Annotated in this window: 21 protein-coding genes and 1 tRNA gene; 15 read left to right on the forward strand and 7 right to left on the reverse strand. The window is 59.8% G+C overall.

Annotation, left to right across the window (positions count from 1 at the left end; genetic code table 11):
* Positions 1 to 441: 441 nt before the first annotated feature.
* Complete coding sequence (locus tag Q8X48_RS08110; protein ID WP_007979804.1) at positions 442 to 1113, forward strand: response regulator; 672 nt, start codon at positions 442 to 444, stop codon at positions 1111 to 1113.
* Positions 1106 to 2494, forward strand: coding sequence for a sensor histidine kinase (locus Q8X48_RS08115; protein WP_015093907.1), 1389 nt, complete (start codon positions 1106 to 1108; stop codon positions 2492 to 2494). Before Q8X48_RS08110 ends, Q8X48_RS08115 begins: the two co-directional genes overlap by 8 nt.
* Positions 2495 to 2608: 114 nt before the next feature.
* On the opposite strand, the gene Q8X48_RS08120 is transcribed toward Q8X48_RS08115, so the two are convergent.
* Together Q8X48_RS08120 and ygfZ are read right to left on the reverse strand one after the other, a co-directional pair.
* Positions 2609 to 3430, reverse strand: coding sequence for an HDOD domain-containing protein (locus tag Q8X48_RS08120; protein ID WP_407800551.1), 822 nt, complete (start codon positions 3428 to 3430; stop codon positions 2609 to 2611).
* A gap of 301 nt (positions 3431 to 3731) precedes the next feature.
* Positions 3732 to 4673: a CAF17-like 4Fe-4S cluster assembly/insertion protein YgfZ gene (gene ygfZ / locus Q8X48_RS08125; RefSeq protein WP_407800550.1), complete on the reverse strand. Its 942-nt coding sequence runs from the start codon at positions 4671 to 4673 to the stop codon at positions 3732 to 3734.
* A gap of 149 nt (positions 4674 to 4822) precedes the next feature.
* Between ygfZ and Q8X48_RS08130 the strand changes: the two genes are divergently transcribed.
* Together Q8X48_RS08130 and Q8X48_RS08135 are read left to right on the forward strand one after the other, a co-directional pair.
* The gene (locus Q8X48_RS08130; RefSeq protein ID WP_007979797.1) at positions 4823 to 5077 is read left to right on the forward strand and encodes an FAD assembly factor SdhE; all 255 of its coding nucleotides are present in this window, start codon (positions 4823 to 4825) and stop codon (positions 5075 to 5077) included.
* On the forward strand, positions 5061 to 5513 hold the full coding sequence (locus Q8X48_RS08135) for a protein YgfX (protein ID WP_095966279.1): 453 nt from the start codon (positions 5061 to 5063) through the stop codon (positions 5511 to 5513). Before Q8X48_RS08130 ends, Q8X48_RS08135 begins: the two co-directional genes overlap by 17 nt.
* Here the strand turns inward: Q8X48_RS08135 and nadB are convergent.
* Positions 5482 to 7098 carry an L-aspartate oxidase gene (gene nadB / locus Q8X48_RS08140; RefSeq protein ID WP_102674434.1) on the reverse strand — a complete coding sequence of 539 codons (1617 nt, stop codon included), beginning with the start codon at positions 7096 to 7098 and terminating at the stop codon, positions 5482 to 5484. The genes Q8X48_RS08135 and nadB overlap by 32 nt on opposite strands.
* A gap of 552 nt (positions 7099 to 7650) precedes the next feature.
* Between nadB and rpoE the strand changes: the two genes are divergently transcribed.
* The 4 genes from rpoE (at position 7651) to Q8X48_RS08160 (ending at position 11422) form a co-directional block, all read left to right on the forward strand.
* On the forward strand, positions 7651 to 8232 hold the full coding sequence (gene rpoE, locus Q8X48_RS08145; protein WP_003172477.1) for an RNA polymerase sigma factor RpoE: 582 nt from the start codon (positions 7651 to 7653) through the stop codon (positions 8230 to 8232).
* Positions 8233 to 8263: 31 nt separating this feature from the next.
* Positions 8264 to 8851 (forward strand): sigma-E factor negative regulatory protein, encoded by a 588-nt coding sequence (locus Q8X48_RS08150; RefSeq protein ID WP_015093912.1) that lies wholly within the window; start codon positions 8264 to 8266, stop codon positions 8849 to 8851.
* Positions 8852 to 8859: 8 nt separating this feature from the next.
* Positions 8860 to 9819 carry a MucB/RseB C-terminal domain-containing protein gene (locus Q8X48_RS08155; RefSeq protein WP_407800549.1) on the forward strand — a complete coding sequence of 320 codons (960 nt, stop codon included), beginning with the start codon at positions 8860 to 8862 and terminating at the stop codon, positions 9817 to 9819.
* Between the two features lie 178 nt (positions 9820 to 9997).
* On the forward strand, positions 9998 to 11422 hold the full coding sequence (locus tag Q8X48_RS08160; RefSeq protein WP_095966283.1) for a DegQ family serine endoprotease: 1425 nt from the start codon (positions 9998 to 10000) through the stop codon (positions 11420 to 11422).
* 77 nt (positions 11423 to 11499) lie between these two features.
* On the opposite strand, the gene Q8X48_RS08165 is transcribed toward Q8X48_RS08160, so the two are convergent.
* Positions 11500 to 12933, reverse strand: a complete 1434-nt coding sequence (locus Q8X48_RS08165; protein WP_095966284.1) for a M48 family metalloprotease — start codon at positions 12931 to 12933, stop codon at positions 11500 to 11502.
* Positions 12934 to 13031: 98 nt separating this feature from the next.
* Between Q8X48_RS08165 and Q8X48_RS08170 the strand changes: the two genes are divergently transcribed.
* Positions 13032 to 13271 (forward strand): sulfurtransferase TusA family protein, encoded by a 240-nt coding sequence (locus Q8X48_RS08170; protein WP_007979782.1) that lies wholly within the window; start codon positions 13032 to 13034, stop codon positions 13269 to 13271.
* A gap of 31 nt (positions 13272 to 13302) precedes the next feature.
* Positions 13303 to 14373 (forward strand): AI-2E family transporter, encoded by a 1071-nt coding sequence (locus Q8X48_RS08175; RefSeq protein ID WP_007979780.1) that lies wholly within the window; start codon positions 13303 to 13305, stop codon positions 14371 to 14373.
* A 157-nt stretch (positions 14374 to 14530) separates the two neighbouring features.
* On the opposite strand, the gene Q8X48_RS08180 is transcribed toward Q8X48_RS08175, so the two are convergent.
* On the reverse strand, positions 14531 to 15004 hold the full coding sequence (locus Q8X48_RS08180; RefSeq protein WP_126049850.1) for a peroxiredoxin: 474 nt from the start codon (positions 15002 to 15004) through the stop codon (positions 14531 to 14533).
* Positions 15005 to 15015: 11 nt separating this feature from the next.
* Positions 15016 to 15576 carry a glycine cleavage system protein R gene (locus Q8X48_RS08185; protein WP_007979776.1) on the reverse strand — a complete coding sequence of 187 codons (561 nt, stop codon included), beginning with the start codon at positions 15574 to 15576 and terminating at the stop codon, positions 15016 to 15018.
* A 329-nt stretch (positions 15577 to 15905) separates the two neighbouring features.
* On the opposite strand from Q8X48_RS08185, the gene dapA reads away from it, so the two are divergent.
* From dapA to Q8X48_RS08210, 5 genes are all read left to right on the forward strand, one after another.
* Positions 15906 to 16784, forward strand: a complete 879-nt coding sequence (gene dapA, locus Q8X48_RS08190) for a 4-hydroxy-tetrahydrodipicolinate synthase (protein ID WP_007979774.1) — start codon at positions 15906 to 15908, stop codon at positions 16782 to 16784.
* A 17-nt stretch (positions 16785 to 16801) separates the two neighbouring features.
* A complete protein-coding gene (gene bamC / locus Q8X48_RS08195; RefSeq protein WP_407800548.1) occupies positions 16802 to 17917 on the forward strand; it encodes an outer membrane protein assembly factor BamC in 1116 nt (371 codons plus the stop codon).
* Positions 17918 to 17921: 4 nt separating this feature from the next.
* Complete coding sequence (locus Q8X48_RS08200) at positions 17922 to 18680, forward strand: MBL fold metallo-hydrolase (protein WP_407800547.1); 759 nt, start codon at positions 17922 to 17924, stop codon at positions 18678 to 18680.
* A 28-nt stretch (positions 18681 to 18708) separates the two neighbouring features.
* Positions 18709 to 19422, forward strand: a complete 714-nt coding sequence (gene purC / locus Q8X48_RS08205) for a phosphoribosylaminoimidazolesuccinocarboxamide synthase (RefSeq protein WP_007944067.1) — start codon at positions 18709 to 18711, stop codon at positions 19420 to 19422.
* An 83-nt stretch (positions 19423 to 19505) separates the two neighbouring features.
* A tRNA-Ser gene (locus tag Q8X48_RS08210) sits at positions 19506 to 19595 on the forward strand.
* Between the two features lie 153 nt (positions 19596 to 19748).
* On the opposite strand, the gene Q8X48_RS08215 is transcribed toward Q8X48_RS08210, so the two are convergent.
* Positions 19749 to 20222, reverse strand: a complete 474-nt coding sequence (locus tag Q8X48_RS08215; protein WP_407800546.1) for a hypothetical protein — start codon at positions 20220 to 20222, stop codon at positions 19749 to 19751.
* Positions 20223 to 20435: the final 213 nt, after the last annotated feature.

Consider the following 20435-nt stretch of genomic DNA (forward strand, 5'->3'; position numbering starts at 1 on the left):
TTTGTCTCCAGTGGAGTTGTTGTTTTTCGGGATGATTCAGATGCGACGATTTCGCGCGGCGCTGGCGTGTTCGAATCCGCACGGATCGAGCGACGGGCAGCCGGCTTCGGCGCTGGCAAGCGTAAACATCGGGGAACAAGAGAAAGGGCGGGGCGGGCAAGCCTGAAGCTGTGTGGACAGCATGGTGCAGTACCTCGTTTATTGTTCTTATTGACGAAAACGCTTCGAGGCGTTTTTCGGTAGTTACATGTCAAAGCACGTTTTCAAACTACGATTCGATGGTCGGCAGTCGAAACCATCCGTGGTGCGACTCTAACCACCCAACCTTTCGCTAACCTTTCAGCGGGCTTTCACGGTTTTTCGGGCTTCACAGCGGTGATTGCGGCTGTAAACTCCGCGCCAAAGAATGGCGTCGGCCATCCCTGAACGAGGTATAGATCCATGCGTGTCCTGCTCGTCGAAGACCATTTGCAGCTCGCCGAAAGTGTCGCCCAGGCGCTCAAGAGCACCGGGTTGACCGTGGACGTTCTGCACGATGGCGTGGCCGCCGACCTGGCGCTGGGCAGCGAGGAATACGCCATGGCGATCCTCGATGTCGGCTTGCCGCGCATGGATGGTTTCGAAGTGCTGGCGCGCCTGCGGGCGCGGGGCAAGAACCTGCCGGTACTGATGCTGACCGCCCGCAGCGACGTCAAGGATCGGGTCCATGGCCTGAACCTGGGCGCCGACGATTACCTGGCCAAGCCGTTCGAACTGACCGAACTCGAAGCCCGGGTCAAGGCGTTGCTGCGCCGCAGTGTGCTGGGCGGTGAACGTATCCAGCGTTGTGGTGTGCTGGCCTATGACCTGGAAACCCGGCGTTTCACCCTCGGTGAAGAATTGCTCACCCTGACCTCCCGCGAACAGGCGGTACTCGAAGCCCTGATCGCGCGCCCCGGTCGGGTGATGAGCAAGGAGCAACTGGCGTCGCAAGTGTTCGGCCTGGATGAAGAGGCCAGTCCCGATGCGATCGAAATCTACGTGCACCGCCTGCGCAAGAAGCTTGACGGCCAACCGGTCGCCATCGTGACCTTCCGTGGCCTCGGTTACTTGCTGGAAAGCCGCGATGCATAAGCCCAGCAGCTTGCGCTGGCGGTTGTTGTGGAACCTGGCGCTGTTGCTGGTGGTGTTGATGCTGGCCAGCGGGTTGAGCGCCTACTGGAACGGTCGTGAAGCCGCCGACACGGCCTATGACCGGACCTTGCTGGCCTCGGCGCGCACCATCGCCGCCGGCGTTTCCCAGCGCGACGGCACCCTGAGTGCCGACGTGCCCTACGTGGCCCTCGATACCTTTGCCTACGACAGTGCCGGGCGAATTTTCTACCTGGTCAACGACATCAACCAGAAGCTGATTTCCGGTTACGAAAACCTGCCCGCGCCACCGCCGGGAACGCCGCGCACCGATGACTACCCGGCGCTGGCGCGTTTCTACAACGCCCAGTACCGCGGGCAGAACGTGCGCGTGGTGAGCCTGCTCAAGCCCGTGAGCGAGCCCAACATGAACGGCATGGCGGAAATCCGCGTGGCGGAAACCGATGAGGCGCGCGTCAGCATGGCCCGCAGTCTGGCGGCGGATACCTTGCTGCGCCTGGGCATGCTGGCAATCGGTGCGTTGATGCTGGTGTGGTTTGCGGTGAGTGCCGCGTTGCGCCCGCTGGAGCGCCTGCGCACGGCGGTGGAAGAGCGCCAGCCGGACGATCTGCGCCCCTTGCCATTGGTGGAAGTGCAGCGCGAATTGTGGCCGCTGGTGCGCGCCCTCAATCACTTTACCGAGCGTCTACGTGGACAGTTCGAGAAGCAGGCGCAATTCATAGCCGATGCCGCCCACGAACTGCGCACGCCATTGGCAGCCCTCAAGGCGCGACTGGAGCTGGGCATGCGCTCATCCGAGCCCGATACCTGGCGCAGCACGCTGGAGACCGCCGCCCAGGGCACTGACCGCTTGACCCACCTGGCCAATCAGTTGCTTTCCCTGGCACGGGTCGAAAATGGCGCCCGGGCGATTGCCGAGGGTGGCGCGCAGTTGCTCGACCTCAGTCAATTGGCCCGGGAGCTGGGCATGGCCATGGCGCCGTTGGCCCACAAGCGCGGCATCGCGCTGGCGCTGGAAGCGGATGAACCCGTCTGGTTGCGGGGCGAGCCGACGCTATTGAACGAACTGCTGAGCAATCTGGTGGATAACGCCCTGGCTCATACCCCGCCAGGCGGCAACGTGATTCTGCGGGTCTCGGCCCCCGCCGTGCTGGAAGTCGAAGATGATGGCCCCGGTATTCCTCTTGAGGAGCGCGACCGGGTATTCGAGCGCTTTTACCGGCGCAATCAACAAGTGGCCGGTTCAGGGTTGGGTTTGGCGATTGTCGGCGAGATCTGCCGCGCGCATCTGGCGCAGATCAGCCTGCACGATGGTGAACGGGCGGGGTTGAAGGTGCGGGTGAGCTTTGTTGCAGGGGAGTGATGCGGTGTCTGTTCTGGCCCCTTCGCGAGCAAGCCCGCTCCCACATTGAACCGAGTCGCCGCAGATCAAATGTGGGAGCGGGCTTGCTCGCGAAGGGGGCGACGCGGTCTTTGATCAGTAAAACATCGTGCGGGTTTCTTCCAGGTCGGCGCACATCGCCTCGTCGTCGATGTCGATGCCCAGTGCATTGAAGGCCGGCACGCTCAGCGGGTCAATACGAGCGAACGGATGGTCGGTGTCCTTGTGGCAATACAGGCTGGCCACCTGCACCAGATCCACATAGTCGATCTGCGCCGACTGGCGTTTGAAATTCAGGTAGAGCTGCGGTACCTGCACCAGCATGTCGGGAAAGTCCCAGACCTTGAGCAGTTTTTCGCCGATCAGGGGATGAATCCGGTCGATCACATGGTTGAGGCTGACCGGGTCGGACAGCAGTTCATAGTGATCTTCGGCGTAGGTCAGGATCGGCAGTACGCCGATCTGATGCACCAGCCCGCCAAGGGCGGCCTGGTCGGGCTTGAGCCGGGTGTAACTGCGGCACAGGGCATAGCTGACACCGGCGATTTCCAGGCTTTTGCGCCAGACTTCGCGCATTTTCTGTTCCACCACGTCGGAGCGGGCGTGGAAAATCTGCTCCATGACCAGGCCGATCGCCAGGTTGCAGCTGTAGTTGATGCCCAGGCGAGTGATCGCGGTGTGCAGGTCAGTCACTTCCTGGGTCGCGCGCAACAGCGGGCTGTTGACCACTTTGATCAGGCGCGCCGACAGCGCGGTATCACGGCCGATCACTTTGCTCAGGGTACTGACGCTGACTTCCGGGTTTTCCGCAGCCTTGCGAATTTGCAGGGCCACTTCCGGTAACGTGGGCAGAACCAGGTCATCGTTGTTGATGGCCTCAACCAAATCCTGTTGGACCTTTTCCGCCAGCTCGCTCATTTAGTCTCTCTGGGGGCGTTCTCAATTAGTTTTCCCGTCGCGTTGTCGCCTTAAAGCGGGCCAGGCAAGGCGCAGGCCGCTGGGAATGGTTGTTCCCTTTGCAAGGCCTGCAACGCAGCCTGGCCCGCTTTAAGGCACAACCCGAAGGGCCGGGCCTGCTGTTGTGCAGGGCTGCGTTGCTCGAAGCTTATTTGGAATGACCAAACCACGCTTCTCGCGCCTTGCCCTGCACAACAGCAGGCCCGGCGCGACGTGAAAACTAATTGAGAACGCCCCCTGGGTGTAACGCCAAGTGCTGCCGTTATTGCTGGATTTCGCGATCGCGATCCAGTTCATAAGGCAGGTCGAGCAGCTGCAAGGACGGCCCTTCGAGCGCCCCCAGGTGGATGTCTCCACTGTCTGCCGCTTCGGCTTGCAACACCGCCAGGAGTTCAATGCCTTGCCCGGCGCGGGCAGCCAGCACCACTTCGCCGATAGAGCTGCCATGGGTCGGGGAGAACAGCGCGATACCCGGTTCCGGCAGCTCGCCGGCCGCCAGTTGCAGGCGATACAGGCGACGCTTGAGTTTGCCCAGGTACTGCATGCGCGCGACGATTTCCTGGCCGGTGTAGCAACCTTTCTTGAAGCTCACGCCACCGACCGCTTGCAGGTTGAGCATCTGCGGGATGAACAACTCGCGGGTGCCGGGCATGACCTGGCCGATCCCTGCACGGACCTGGCCCAGCAACCATTGATTCAGGTCACCTTCGCTCAGCACCGCCGACAGCTTGCCTTTGACCGCATCGGCAAGACCTGCGGCGACCCACAACTCGGCGCGTTGCGGCGAAACACGGATGGCAATCAGTCCATCGCTGCGCACGACGCTGTCGGTTTCTGCCGCCAGGTCCAGGCCGAGGCTGGCCAGTGCGGCGTCGCCATGGTCAATGCCGAAGCGGACCCAGGCGGCACTCTCGTCGGTCAGTTTCGATTTGGAGAACACCGCGTACTTTTTCAGGTCCGCCAGTTGCGGTTCGAGCAATTCGCTGGCCATGGCCAGGACCACGCCGTCACCCTCGAGCAGGATGCGAAAGCTCGATTGCATCCGGCCTTTTTGCGTGCAGCGCGCACCGAGGCTGGCCTGGGTATCGCTCAAGTAATTGAGATTGCAGGTCAGTTGGCCTTGCAGGAATTTGCTGGCGTCCGCGCCGCGGACCGCGAGAACGCCTTCATGAGAAAGAGTGCAGAAAAAAGCAGAATCGGCCATGGGTCATCGCAGGGTAAAAAGTCTGGAGGACATCATAAGGGGCTGCCTTGGAAATGGGTAGTTAACAAAGGTTCGTCGGTGCCCGACCAAAGCCGACTGTTCGACGGTGCGCGGGCCTGTATACTTGCGGCCTATTTGAGGAGCGCTCCATGGTCGAAGATGTTGAACTGAACCGCCTCTTTTGGCACAGCCGCCGTGGCATGCTTGAGCTTGACGTGTTGCTGGTACCGTTCACGAAAGAGGTTTACGCAACGCTCAACGAGGTGGATCGCGCGTTGTACGTCCGACTGCTGACGTGTGAGGATCAGGACATGTTCGGCTGGTTCATGGAACGCAGCGAATCGGAAGATCCCGAGCTGCAACGCATGGTCCGCATGATTCTGGATCGTGTCCAGCCCAAGTAATTCGTTCGAATGCCGCTGGCATGCCTCACGGCAGTTGCTGGCGGCGTATCTGCTGGCCCAGCTGTTCGCGCTGGGTTCGTTGTTTTTACTGTCGATTCCGCTCTGGGCCAGCTCGCTCGGCGTTGTGCTGTGCGTGGCTCACGGTGTCTGGCTGCTGCCCCGGGGGATTCTGTTGACGCACCCGCAGGCCATTTGCGGCTTGCGGCGCGATGCCGATGGCTGGCAGTTGTGGAGCCGGGCCAAGGGTTGGCAGCCCGTGCAGCTGAGGCCGGACAGCCTGGCGCTGCCGTTGGTGGTGGTCTTGCGTTTCCGTCTGCGGGGCGAGCGCCGGGTCAGGGCCATTTGCGTGCCCCGGGATGCGCAGGCGGCGGATGTGCACCGACGCCTGCGGGTCCGGCTCAAATTCAGCCGACGTAGGTGGGCGGCACCAGAATAGTGTCCAGCGCGACCGGCAACATGTCCGGGTAGTCGAGGGTGTAATGCAGGCCACGGCTTTCCTTGCGCTCCATGGCTGACAAAATCATCAGCTCGGCCACCTGGGCCAGGTTGCGCAGCTCGATCAGATCCCGGCTGACCTTGTAGTTGCTGTAGAACTCGTCGATTTCATCCAGCAACAGTTGTACGCGGTGTTGTGCCCGTTGCAGGCGCTTGTTGGTGCGCACGATGCCAACGTAGTCCCACATGAACCGCCGCAGCTCATCCCAGTTGTGCGCAATGATCACGTCTTCATCGGAATCGGTAACCTGGCTCGCATCCCAGGCGGGAAGGGGGGCGGGCATTGGAACCCGGGGCAACTGTTCGAGAATGTCCGTGGCCGCCGAGCGGGCATAAACGAAACATTCAAGCAGGGAGTTGCTGGCCATGCGGTTGGCGCCGTGCAGGCCGGTGAAACTGGTTTCGCCAATGGCGTACAGCCCCGGCACGTCGGTGCGGCCCTGTTGATCGACCATCACGCCACCGCAGGTGTAGTGCGCCGCCGGGACCACCGGAATCGGCTGTTTGGTGATGTCGATGGAAAATTCCAGGCAGCGTTCGTACACCGTCGGGAAGTGCGTCTTGATAAAGGATTCGGGCTTGTGGCTGATGTCCAGATAGACGCAATCGATACCCAGGCGTTTCATTTCATGGTCGATGGCCCGGGCGACGATGTCCCGTGGCGCCAGTTCTGCCCGTGGATCGAAGCGCTGCATGAAGCGCTCGCCGTTGGGCAGCTTGAGGTGGGCACCCTCGCCGCGCAGGGCTTCGGTGATCAGGAAGCTCTTGGCCTGCGGGTGATACAGGCAGGTGGGGTGAAACTGGTTGAACTCCAGGTTCGCCACCCGGCAGCCTGAGCGCCAGGCCATGGCGATGCCATCGCCGCAGGCGCCGTCGGGGTTACTGGTGTACAGGTAAACCTTGGCCGCTCCGCCGGAGGCGAGGATCACAAAGCGGGCGCCATAGGTATCGACTTCGCCAGTACCGCGATTGAGCACATAAGCACCGAGGCAGCGATCACCTTCGAGTCCCAGGCGTTTCTCGGTGATCAGGTCTACCGCAACCCGCTGCTCCAGCAGTTCGATGTTCGGTCGTTTCCTGGCCTGCTCGAGCAGGGTTGTGAAAATGGCAGCGCCCGTGGCATCGGCGGCGTGGATGATGCGCCGATGGCTGTGACCGCCTTCGCGGGTCAGGTGGAATTCGAACCCGCCATCTTCATTGCCCGACTGTTCATCGCGGGTAAAAGGCACGCCCTGGTCGATCAGCCATTGAATCGCTTCCTTGCTGTGCTCGACGGTAAAGCGCACCGCGTCTTCATGGCACAGGCCGCCGCCGGCATTGAGCGTGTCATCGACATGGGATTCAACGGTGTCGGTGTCGTCCAGCACGGCGGCAACGCCACCCTGGGCCCAGAACGTCGAGCCATTGGCGAGGTTGCCTTTGCTCAATACGGCAATGCGCAAATGACCGGGCAAGGTCAGCGCAAGGCTCAAGCCGGCAGCACCGCTGCCAATTACCAGAACATCGTGTTGAAACTGTTGGCTCATTTCAGGATTCCGCTCAAAGCGACCCGGGTCGGGGGTGGCGCAGCTGGATTGGCGAGTCAGGTCAGCCGCACAGCCCACTAGTATATAGAGGGGGGGGACGGCACAATACCCGAGCCAGCATGGCATTGTGAAACTACTGTGACGCAAAATGTCGGGCGCTTCGTCGGATGTTTTTCTGCCCGTTGCGCGCGAGAACGACTGTATCGCCGATTTAACAGTCTTTTTCGCTTCACGGTTGCACAATGTCGGTTCGGCGCAGCTATAAATATTTGGAACTTTTGCCAAAGTGCCAAGATCAATAGACCGTTGCCTGAAACAAGGGACAGCGTCGGATTCAGTACAGGATTGCAGTTCGATCCCTGGCGAAGAATCCGATGACAAGATTATTCGCGCAGCCGGGCCCACTCGCGCTGCGCTTTTCGTGCGTGCCAAATCAGAGCCCGCAGGAAACTTGCCTGGAGGGGGAGAACTTTTGCGAAAAGCCCGAGTCTATGTTTGCAAGTCTGGTGGTTTACTTCTGCAAGCCTCCTCCGAGCTCATCGAGGAGTGTTCATGCTAACCCAGGAAGAGGATCAGCAACTGGTCGAACGCGTTCAGCGCGGCGACAAGCGTGCTTTCGATCTGCTAGTGCTGAAATACCAGCACAAAATTCTCGGGTTGATCGTGCGTTTTGTGCACGACACCCATGAAGCCCAGGATGTGGCACAAGAAGCCTTTATCAAGGCGTACCGTGCACTTGGAAATTTTCGCGGAGACAGCGCGTTTTATACGTGGCTTTACCGCATCGCCATCAACACGGCGAAAAACTATCTGGTTTCACGCGGCCGTCGGCCGCCGGATAGCGATGTCAGTTCCGAAGATGCAGAGTTCTACGATGGCGATCATGGCCTCAAGGATCTCGAGTCGCCAGAACGGGCTTTGCTGCGGGATGAGATCGAAGGCACTGTCCATCGAACCATTCAGCAACTGCCGGAAGATTTGCGTACGGCTTTAACTTTACGTGAGTTTGATGGTCTGAGTTACGAGGACATTGCGAGCGTCATGCAATGTCCGGTAGGCACCGTGCGCTCCCGGATTTTCCGCGCCCGGGAGGCCATCGACAAAGCCCTGCAGCCGTTGTTGCAGGAAAACTAAAGACAGCGGCGACAGCCAAGAGAGGAACGCCATGAGTCGTGAAGCCCTGCAGGAATCGCTGTCCGCAGTGATGGATAACGAAGCGGACGAATTGGAATTGCGTCGGGTATTGAATGCCTGCGACGATGTTGAAACCCGTGAAACCTGGGCTCGTTATCAGATCGCTCGGGCAGTGATGCACAAGGATCTGCTGCTTCCACGCCTGGACATCGCTGCGGCTGTTTCTGCTGCCCTGGCTGACGAAGCCTCTCCGGCAAAAGCTTCCCGCGGTCCATGGCGCAGCCTGGGTCGTCTGGCGGTCGCAGCTTCTGTGACCCTGGCGGTACTGGCCGGTGTGCGTCTGTACAACCAGGATGAGATCGCCGGTACCGAACTGGCCCAGCAATCCAGTCAACCCGCACTGGCCGCTCCTCAAGTAAAAGGCCCTGCTGTTCTGGCAGGCTACAATGAGAGTTCGGAAGCTACAGGCCCAATGGCCAATGGCGTTTTGCAAGGTCAGCCAGGCTGGCACGATCAGCGTCTGCCAGGCTACTTGCGCCAACATGCACAGCAGGCTGCACTGAAAGGTACTGAGAGCGCTCTGCCTTACGCTCGTGCGGCAAGTCTGGAAAACCGTTAAGGAGGATCATGCGCGCCATACCTCTACTTTCGCTTCTGCTCAGCGGCTGGTTCATCGTTCCAGCCCAAGCTGATGATGCCCAGGACTGGTTGACCCGCCTGGGCCAGGCAGAGCAGCAGCAAAGCTTTCAGGGTACTTTCGTCTACGAGCGTAACGGTAGTTTTTCTACCCATAACATCTGGCACCTCGTCCAGGATGGAAAGGTCCGCGAGCGATTGATCCAGCTCGACGGCTCCGCTCAGGAAGTCGTTCGCATTGATGGGCATACTCAATGCGTCAGCGGCACACTGATAGCAGGGCTGGGGGACTCCCCCAACTCCGCTGCCCGTGCACTCGATCCTCAAAAGCTCAAGAATTGGTATGACCTCGCCGTCATCGGCAAGTCGCGTGTTGCCGGGCGTTCGGCGGTGATCGTATCGCTGAAACCCCGCGATCAACACCGCTACGGTTTTGAACTGCATCTGGACAAAGAAACCGGCCTGCCTCTGAAGTCTTTGTTATTGGACGACAAGGGACGGTTGCTGGAGCGCTTCCAGTTCACGCAACTGGATACGGCCGACGTTCCTTCCGAAAAGGATCTGCAGGCCAGCAATGATTGCAAGCCAGTCAACCTCGACAGTGACAAGGCTTCTGCCGTCAAGACTGCCCAGGTCTGGCATTCCGACTGGTTGCCTCCCGGCTTCGAGCTGACCAGCAGTACCGCTCGCAAGGATCCGCAGACCAAGACCCTGGTCAATAGCCTGATGTACGACGATGGTCTGGCGCGTTTTTCGGTATTCCTCGAGCCGTTGAATGGCGCAACCGTCACCGATACCCGTACTCAGTTGGGGCCGACCGTTGCGGTTTCCCGGCGCTTGACCACGGCGCAGGGCGACATGATGGTGACCGTCGTCGGCGAGATACCGGTAGGTACTGCTGAACGGATAGCGCTTTCAATGCGCACCGACGCTACTGCAACCAAGCAGTGAGCTAAATTCGAAATGTTTCGTGAGCATTTCAATTTGCAAAAAAACCTTAAATTTCTTATAGGTCAGAGCCCCTCGGCTCTGGCCTTGTTTGTTGTTCCCGGAACAAAAATACCGGCGTATTGTTCCCGGTGTTCCTTGCTCCATATCGCTTAACCCTGCTCGTCGTAACGGGAGCCGTATGTCGATACCACGCTTGAAGTCCTACCTTTCCATTATTGCCACCGTGCTGGTGCTCGGTCAGGCGGTCACCGCCCAAGCGGTCGAATTGCCTGACTTTACGCAACTGGTCGAACAGGCCTCGCCCGCGGTCGTGAACATCAGTACCACGCAAAAGCTGCCGGATCGCAAAGTCAGCCAGCAAATGCCCGACCTCGAAGGCCTGCCGCCAATGCTGCGCGAATTCTTCGAGCGGGGCATGCCGCCGCAATCGCGTTCTCCTCGTGACCGTCAGCGCGAGGCAACTTCCCTGGGCTCGGGTTTTATCATCTCGTCTGATGGCTACATCCTGACCAATAACCACGTGATCGCCGACGCAGACGAAATCCTCGTCCGTCTGGCCGATCGCAGCGAAATGAAGGCCAAGCTGGTCGGTACCGATCCACGTTCCGACGTGGCGCTGCTGAAAATCGAAGGCAAGGATCTGCCGGTGCTCAAACTCGGTAAATCCCAGGACCTGAAGGCAGGCCAGTGGGTGGTTGCTATCGGTTCGCCGTTCGGCTTCGACCACACGGTGACCCAAGGCATCGTCAGCGCCGTCGGTCGCAGCCTGCCGAATGAAAACTATGTGCCGTTCATTCAGACCGACGTGCCGATCAACCCGGGTAACTCGGGCGGCCCGCTGTTCAACCTCAACGGTGAAGTGGTCGGGATCAACTCGCAGATCTATACCCGCTCCGGTGGCTTCATGGGCGTGTCGTTTGCAATCCCGATCGATGTGGCCATGGATGTTTCCAATCAGCTGAAATCCGGTGGCAAGGTCAGCCGTGGCTGGCTGGGCGTGGTGATTCAGGAAGTGAGCAAGGATCTCGCCGAGTCGTTTGGCCTGGAGAAACCGGCGGGTGCGCTGGTGGCTCAGATCCAGGATGATGGCCCGGCTGCCAAGGGTGGCCTGCAAGTGGGCGACGTGATCCTGAGCATGAACGGTCAGCCAATCGTCATGTCGGCCGATCTGCCACACCTTGTTGGCGCATTGAAGGCTGGCGCCAAGGCTGATCTGGAAGTGATTCGTGACGGCAAGCGCAAAAATGTCGAGCTGACCGTCGGTGCCATACCGGATGAAGACAAGGAAATGGGCGCCGAGCCGAAATCCAGCATCGAGCGCAGCAGCAATCGCCTGGGTGTTTCCGTGGTCGAACTGACTGACGACCAGAAGAAAACCTACGACCTCAAAGGTGGTGTGGTGATCAAGGAAGTGCAGGACGGTCCTGCCGCCATGATCGGCCTGCAGCCGGGTGATGTGATCACCCACCTGAACAACCAGGCCATCGGTTCCGCCAAGGAGTTCGCGGACATCGCCAAGGCGCTGCCAAAGAACCGTTCGGTGTCGATGCGGGTACTGCGTCAAGGTCGTGCGAGCTTCATCACCTTCAAACTGGCTGAATAACCCGGTTGATGGCTGAATAAAAAACCGCCTTGAAAGAGGCGGTTTTTTTATGTCCGGACTTTTTGTCTGCAGGGGCGTCAGCCCATCATGTCCTTGATCAAGCGCTCCTGTTCCATCAGCTCGCGTTGCCGTGCGTCGATCCGCGAAGACAGCGGGAAGTTGCTGCCGGCCTTGCGTTTGGCGAAGTCCAGTTGCTGAATGGCCTGTTTGTAGTCCCCGACCAGGGCAAAATATTCGGCGCGCGCCTGATGCAGGCCGATGATATTGCCCGACAGTCCGCGCGTCTCGGCAACCTGATACCACACGTCCGGGTCATCCGGCCGTGACTTGAGCAGGCTTTCGAGGGCTTTCTCCGCATCTGCGGTGCGGTTTTGCTTGAGCAGCAGGTCGACGCGCACCTGGTTAAGCGGGTAGTTGCCAGGGTACTGGGTCATCAAGCGGTCAACCCGGGACTGGGCATCCGCCAGGCGATTGTTGGTGATGTCCAGATCGACCTGAGCGAGGTTGTAGATGATTTCGTTAGGTGACTTGGCCAGCAACTGCTTGAGGTTTTCCCGTGCTTCGTTCAGTTGGCCGCCCTTGATCTGGGCGATCGCCAGGCCGTAGCGTGCCACGTCGTTTTTCGGGTTCTCGTCGAGTTGGGCGCGGAAGCGCTTGGCGCCGAGCCCCGGGGTTTCTTCATAGATCAGCTGTACGCGTGCGCGGATCAGCTGGTAGCGCATGCTGTCTTCAATGCCGCCCGTTGGAAACTGTTCGGCGCGGTTGCGGGTGTCGGCGATACGCGATTCGGTGACCGGGTGAGTCAGCAGGAACTCGGGTGGCTTGGCATCGTAGCGGTACTGACGCCCCAGGCGCTCGAACATGGTTGGCATCGAGCGGGGATCGTAACCGGCCTTTTCCAGATTGAGGAGGCCGATACGGTCGGCTTCCTGTTCGTTCTGGCGGGAGAATCGCCGCTGTTCCTGAATGGCTGCTGCCTGTGTGCCGGCAATGGCTGCGATCCCGGCGTCACCGCCACCTGCGGCCGCTACCACGATACCCGCCAGCAATGCAGCCATCATGGGAACTTGCATGCGTTTTTGTGCTTCGATACCCCGGGCAAAGTGGCGCTGCGACAAGTGAGCCAGTTCGTGCGCCAGTACCGAGGCGTATTCGCCTTCGGTCTGGGCGTTGAGGAACAAGCCACCGTTGACCCCGACGATCCCGCCCGGCGCCGCAAAGGCGTTGAGCTGCGGGCTGTTGATCAGGATGAATTCCAGGCGCCGGTCAGTGACCTGGCTGGTCTCCAGCAGGCGGTAAACGCTGGATTCCACGTAATTCTTGAGTTGCGGGTCGTTGAGTTGCGAAACCTGGCTGCGCAACATGGCCAGCCATGCGCGGCCGAGTTGGTATTCCTGTTGTGGCGAGACAATGGCAGAACTGGCGTCGCCGAGTGACGGCAGGTCGTCGGCGAAGCCCGGTGAGGCGAGCAGGCAAGCGAGCGTCAGCAGGGTAGGGCGCAAAAATGTCATGCACAAAGCCTTAGTCGACAAAGACCTTACTGTAGCCGGACACCGGCGTTGCGACCAGATATTCTAGGCAGCTCAACCACCTGATCCGGAGTGATGCAATGACCGATGCTGTAGAGCATGACGTTGAACTGGACGCCAGCGGCCTGAATTGCCCGTTGCCGCTGCTCAAGGCCAAGATGGAGCTCAATCGGCTGGCCAGTGGCGCGGTACTCAAGGTCATCGCCACCGATGCAGGTTCGCAGCGCGACTTTCGCACCTTTGCCCGATTGGCCGGTCATACCCTGCTTCGTGAAGAAGATGAGGCGGGTGTTTACCGTTACTGGTTGAAAAAAGCCTGAAGTCTGCAGCGTTTGCTCCTAAGGATTATTGATGTTCAAAGTGTTACGCGACTGGATTCAGCGCTATTTTTCCGATGAAGAAGCGGTGGTGCTGGCTGTCCTGCTGTTTCTGGCGTTCACCGCCGTATTGACCTTGGGCGGCATGCTGGCGCCGGTGCTCGCCGGGATGGTGCTGGCGTACCTGATGCAGGGGCTGGTGGTGACGCTTGAACGCCTGCGTGTGCCGGGCGGGGTCGCGGTGGGGTTGGTCTTTGCGTTGTTCATGGGGCTGTTGCTGGTGTTTATCGTGGTGGTCGTGCCGCTGCTGTGGCATCAACTTATCACCTTGTTCAACGAGTTGCCCGGCATGCTCGCCAAGTGGCAGTCACTGTTGCTGCTGCTGCCCGAGCGCTATCCGCATCTGGTGTCCGATGAGCAAGTGCTGCAGGCGATCGAAGTGGCGCGCGGCGAAATCGGCAAGTTTGGTCAGTGGGCACTGACGTTCTCGCTGTCGAGCCTGCCATTGCTGGTGAACATCATGATCTACCTGGTGCTGGTACCGATCCTGGTGTTTTTCTTCCTCAAGGACCGGGCCATGATCGGCCAGTGGGTGCGCGGTTACCTGCCCCGTGAGCGGGCGTTGATCACCCGGGTCGCCCATGAGATGAACCGGCAGATCGCCAACTACATTCGCGGCAAGGTCATCGAAATTTTCATCTGCGGTGGTGTGACCTACATCGCCTTTGTCGTGCTTGAACTCAACTACGCGGCGTTGCTGGCACTGCTGGTGGGGATTTCGGTGGTGGTGCCTTATGTCGGCGCCGTGGTGGTGACTGTGCCCGTGTTTCTGATTGCGCTGTTCCAGTGGGGCTGGAGCGATCAGTTCATCTACCTGATGGCGGTCTACGGAATCATCCAGACGCTCGATGGCAACGTGCTGGTGCCCTTGCTGTTCTCGGAGGCGGTCAACCTGCACCCGGTGGCGATCATCTGCGCGGTGCTGCTGTTTGGCGGGTTGTGGGGCTTTTGGGGGGTGTTCTTTGCGATTCCCCTGGCGACGCTGTTCAAGGCTGTGCTGGATGCCTGGCCGCGCAAGGAGCCGGAAGTCGCGCCGTTGCTTTAGCGGCCAGCCTTGATTTTTCAGTGAGGCTGATGGCCTCTTCGTCGGAACGCCGCCCGGACCAAGCCCGCTCCCACAGTTGACCGAGTTGTTCAGGCGAACAAGATCCAATGTGGGAGCGGGCTTGCCCGCGTAAGCGTCCGGATAGGCGCTATATGAATCAGGCTTTGTCGAGGGCCTGAGCCGCAGCCAAAACAGCATCCACATGCCCCGGCACCTTCACACCACGCCATTCCTGGCGCAGCACGCCATTCTTGTCGATCAGGAAGGTGCTGCGATCCACGCCCATGTATTCCTTGCCGTAGAGCTTTTTCAGCTTGATCACGTCGAACAGCTGGCAGATGGCTTCGTCCTTGTCGCTGATCAGCTCAAAGGGGAATTCCTGTTTGCACTTGAAGTTCTCGTGGGATTTCAGGCTGTCGCGAGACACGCCGAACACTTCGGTGTTGGCGGCCTTGAACGCGGCATGCTGATCACGAAAGCCCTGGCCCTCGGTGGTGCAGCCCGGCGTGCTGTCCTTCGGATAGAAGTAGATCACCACCTGCTTGCCCTTCAGGCCTGCGAGGCTGACGGTCTGCCCGCTGGTGGCGGGGGCTTCGAAATCGGCAACCGGTTGGTCGATGGCAACGGCCATGGAAAGCTTCCTTACATTGGGTTCTGTGGGCGCCAGGGTTCGATCAGGGCGTCCAGGTTCAGCGCGTCGGCGAAATCCAGGAACTGATCGCGCAGCCAGCTGATCTGCACGCCGGCCGGCAAGGTCACGGTGAACGTGGCATTGAGCATGGTGCCGCCGGTCTGCGGAGCCTGATAGGTGTCGCAGGTCAGGTTCTCCAACTCGACATTGTGGTCCATGAAGAACTGGCACAACTCGTTGATGATGTCCGAGCGGTAGGCCGAGCTGACATAAGCGACGTACGGCAGGGCCTGGGGGCGGTTTTCCAGGGCGGCGCTGCGCACCACGTTGACCGTGAACGCATGCCGCTTGGCCAGCACTGGCAGGCTGCCTTCCAGACGCGCCAGGGCATCCCAGCTACCGGAGATTTCCAGCACCAGGGCACTGCATTCGCCATGGCGGGTCAGGCGAGAGGTGACAACGGCGCAGCGGTTTTCATGGCTGGCGCGGCACAGGACGTTGGTCAGCTCCATGGGGTTGGCGCCGAGGGCACTGATAACAAGGAATTGTTCGCGAACTGTGGGGGTGGACATGCAGCATTCCTAAAGCGATGAGCGGTCGGTACATCTAAGGGCTGATTGGCCGGGAGCGAGCCTGCGGATGCGAACTCAGAAAGTCCTGAGTGACAGGTTGCGAACAGGCTCCGCCGGGGCGGGAGCGAGACGTGGCAACGCTGGATCAGGACTTGTGATGCCGAAAATGGAGGCTGAAACCCGACGGACGAGCTTGTCTGTAACGATCAAAGTCTGAAGGGTAGCGAAAACCGGCGCCAAGGGGAATGGCGGCAGCACAGTACTTCGCTTGTGCAAGCAACTTGGCGCCAGTACCATTACGGCTCTCTTTTTCCGGCAGGAGCGGTTTCATGATTGCGGGCAGTATGGTGGCACTGGTCACTCCCATGGATGCACAGGGGCGTCTTGACTGGGACAGCCTCAGCAAACTCGTGGACTTCCACCTTGAAAACGGCACCCATGCCATTGTCGCCGTCGGTACCACCGGCGAATCGGCCACCCTTGATGTCGATGAACACATCGCCGTCATCAAGGCGGTAGTCAAGCAGGTCAATGGCCGCATTCCGGTGATTGCCGGTACCGGCGCCAATTCGACCCGCGAAGCCGTCGAATTGACCCGCAATGCCAAGGAAGCCGGCGCCGATGCCTGCCTGCTGGTCGTGCCGTACTACAACAAGCCGACCCAGGAAGGCCTGTATCTGCACTTCAAGCACATCGCCGAAGCGGTCGACATCCCGCAGATTCTCTATAACGTGCCCGGCCGCACCTCCTGCGACATGCAGGCCGAGACCGTGATCCGGCTGTCCACCGTGCCGAACATCATCGGTATCAAGGAAGCGACCGGCGACCTCAAGCGCGCCAAGGCCATCCTCGATGGCGTCAGCAAGGACTTCATCGTGCTGTCCGGCGATGATCCGACCGCGGTCGAGCTGATCCTGATGGGTGGCAAGGGCAACATCTCCGTCACCGCCAACGTCGCGCCGCGTGAAATGGCCGATCTGTGCGAGGCCGCCCTCAAGGGTGATGCCGAGACTGCACGGGCAATCAACGAAAAACTGATGCCGCTGCACAAGGACCTGTTCATCGAAGCCAACCCGATTCCGGTGAAGTGGGCTTTGGTCGAAATGGGCCTGATGCACGAAGGCATTCGCCTGCCGCTGACCTGGCTGAGCGCACCTTGTCACGAAACGCTCCGCACGGCCCTGCGCCAGTGCAGCGTCCTGGTTTAATTGAGGAAGTACAACGCATGAAGCGAATGGCCGGACTTTCCGCACTTGCCTTGATTATCTCCAGCACCAGTGGCTGCGGATGGATCTGGGGCCCGGAAGGTTATTTCCGTGACCGTGGTAGCGATTACCTGGAAGCGCAACAGACTGCACCGATGCAAATTCCGCCGGATATCCATACCGCCAAGCGTCTGGATCCGCTGTTGCCGATCCCGCGCAACGTGGCCGATGACACGGCCACGGGCGAATACATCGTTCCACGTCCCCAGCCGCTGACCGCGGCTGCCGACGCCAGTCCCTATTCGCTGCAGAAGAGCGGCGGCACCAGCTCCATCCTGGCGCAGAACCCGCCGGCCGAAATCTGGCCTGTGGCCGTTCAGTTCTTCCAGGACAACGGTTTCCGTCTGGATGAACAGCGCCCGCAAACCGGCGAATTCACCACGACCTGGCAGCATTCCGATGAGCTGTCTGCGGCCATGGCCAAGCGCCTGAGCGCGGCCGGCGTCAGCACCGACAGCGAAACCCGCGTGCGGGTGCGCATCGAGCCGGGCGTGCAGCGCAACACCAGTGAAGTCTACGTGGTCAGCGCCGAGCGTCCTGCCGGCAGCACCGCCGACGTCGAGTTCACCAACCGTTCGGTCAACACTGGCCTGGACGCGGCACTGGTCGACGACATGCTCGCGAGCATGAGCCGTATCTCGGAGAAGGGCGGTTCTGTCTCCATGCTGGCTTCGCGTGATTTCGACGCGCCCAGCCGTGTCAGCCTGAGTGAAGACGGCAGTGGCAACCCTGTGCTGAACGTCGGTACCGACCTTGACCGTGCCTGGTCGAGCGTAGGTCGTGCGCTGGAGCAAGGCGAATGGCGCGTTGAAGACATCAACCGCAGCCTGGGTCTGTACTACATCAACCTGGCCGAAAAAGCCGAGAGCAAGGACGACAAGCCAGGCTTCCTCAGCAGCCTGTTCGGCAGTGCGCCGAGCAAGGAAGAGCTTGAAGCCCGTGCCGAGCGTTATCAGGTTCGCCTGAGCAAGGTTGGCGAGAACGTCCAGGTCACCGTCGAGAAGAACATCAACACCGTGGCGCCAGCAGATGTGGCGCGTAAAGTGTTGAGCATGATTCAAGACAACCTGGGCTGATCCTATGCGTTTTGCCGTTCTCGGCAGCGGCAGTCAAGGGAACGGCACGCTGATAGCCAGCGCTGATACGTACGTGCTGGTCGATTGTGGTTTTTCCCTGCGGGAAACCGAAAAACGCCTGCTGCGACTGGGTGTGAACCCAACGCAGCTGAGCGCGATACTTGTGACCCACGAACATGCCGACCACGTGCATGGCGTGGGTTTGCTGTCTCGGCGCTACAATCTGCCTGTCTACCTCAGTCGCGGGACCTTGCGCGGGATGCGCAAACCGATTGAACCCGCAGGCTTTCTGGCCGGCGGCGAGCAGTTGCAAATCGGCGACTTGAGCATCGGTGTCATTGCCGTGGCCCACGATGCACAGGAACCGACGCAGTATGTCTTCAGTGACGGTTCACGGCGTTTTGGCCTGTTGACCCACCTGGGCTCCTATTGCGACAAGGTGCTGGACGGTTACCGGGACCTCGATGCATTGATGATCGAGTCCAACCATTGCAGGGACATGCTGGCTCGCGGTCATTACCCGTACTTTCTCAAGCAGCGGGTGGGCGGTGAACTGGGACATTTGAACAACCATCAGGCGGCATTCCTGGTGGCCGAGCTGGGCTGGAAGGACCTGCAACACCTGGTCCTGGCCCATCTGAGCAGCAAGAACAACCTGCCGCAGCTGGCCCGGCAATGTTTTGTCGACACTCTTGGGTGCGACCCGGACTGGCTGCAACTGGCCGATCAAGATTCAGGGCTCGACTGGCGACACATCGCCTAGCCCATCTACTTAGCAAGCGGAGCCCATCATGGAAAAACGTGAAGAACTCTACCGCGGCAAAGCCAAGTCGGTTTACAAGACCGACGACGCTAACCGTTTGATCCTGCTGTTTCGCAACGACACTTCGGCGTTCGACGGCAAGCGTATCGAACAGCTCGACCGCAAGGGCATGGTGAACAACAAGTTCAACGCCTTCATCATGCAGAAGCTCGAGGCGGCCGGCGTGCCGACCCAGTTCGACAAACTGCTGGGCGACAACGAATGCCTGGTGAAGAAGCTGGACATGATCCCGGTCGAGTGCGTCGTGCGTAACTACGCCGCGGGCAGCCTGGTCAAGCGCCTGGGTGTCGAAGAGGGCATGAAGCTCAATCCTTACACCTTCGAATTGTTCCTGAAGGACGACGCCAAGGGCGACCCGTTCATCAACGAATCCCACGTCGTGGCTTTCGGTTGGGGCACCGCCGAGCAACTGGTTCGCATGAAAGAGCTGTCGCTCAAGGTCAACGAAGTCCTGAGCAAGCTGTTCGACGACGCCGGCCTGCTGCTGGTCGACTTCAAGCTGGAATTCGGCGTGTTCCACGATGGTTCCATCGTGCTGGGCGACGAGTTCAGCCCGGACGGCTGCCGTCTGTGGGACAAGGCCACCGGCAAGAAAATGGACAAGGACCGCTTCCGTCAGGGCCTCGGTGACGTCATCGAAGCCTACGAAGAAGTCGCCAACCGTCTGGGCGTACCGCTTTAACCGACGCAAGCATCTGAAAGCACAGAAATATTTCGCTCAGGGGGTTCGCTTCCGGCGAAAGTGTTGTTATGATGCGCGCCGTTGGAGAGATGCCAGAGTGGCCGAATGGGACGGATTCGAAATCCGTTGTACCTTCACCGGTACCTAGGGTTCGAATCCCTATCTCTCCGCCATTATTGAATAAGACTAAGCCCCTGTAATCGTTGATTACAGGGGCTTTTTCGTTTCCGACATGTCGGTCAGGGCATCAAACCTGGCCATATGAAGTCGCCGGAGCGCAAAAAACTGGTTTGGTTGTTCAGCGATCTGGAGGCATGCATAGCCACTTATCTGGCGCTGCGCGAGAGGTGCAGGATTTGGGTGAAGGTGCCATCGGCATTGGGCTCCGTGCTCATTTCACCGCTGAACCCGGCGTATTTCCCCGTGGTGCCAATCACCGCGACAATCGACTGACCTGATTCATGCTCCTGTCCGGCCACGACGATACTGTCGGCGGTTTTGCCAGTTGCGTCGCTGAATAGCAGGGTCCATTGGCACTGGCTGTGTTTTTCGGGGAGGGTATTGACGCAGTAACCGCTATTGCTGCCGATATCTTGTCGTTGCTCGTTCATCAGCGGCTGGTCGAAGACAAACAAGTCACCTTGCGATGGGCCGGGCGGACCAATGTCAATCGGGGTCTTGATGCCGCGGGTGCCGTCGGCATAGGTGATCAGGGTGAGTGTCTCTGGTTCATGGGCGTGCGCAATGACGGGCATGCTGATCAACATCAGGCTTAACGCGCGAAGGGTAAAGACGTTCATGTTTTTCGGCTCGGGTTTTGAACAGTGAGCAGCAAAGAGTAACGGGCGGACTTGGGTGGCGCGAACCCTACAATGTGAGTGCATATGACGGCGGCGTAGCTGATTCAGTGGAGCCCCGACGATCAGGCCCCGATCAAGGAAATCTGGTTTGCAGCGGTGAAGCTGCTCGTTCGAGGCCGCTTTCTTTCGAGCTGGAAACGGTCTGCATTCCTG

It is taken from the genome of Pseudomonas sp. QLc11A (assembly GCF_052112305.1).
GTDB lineage: Bacteria > Pseudomonadota > Gammaproteobacteria > Pseudomonadales > Pseudomonadaceae > Aquipseudomonas > Aquipseudomonas laurylsulfatiphila.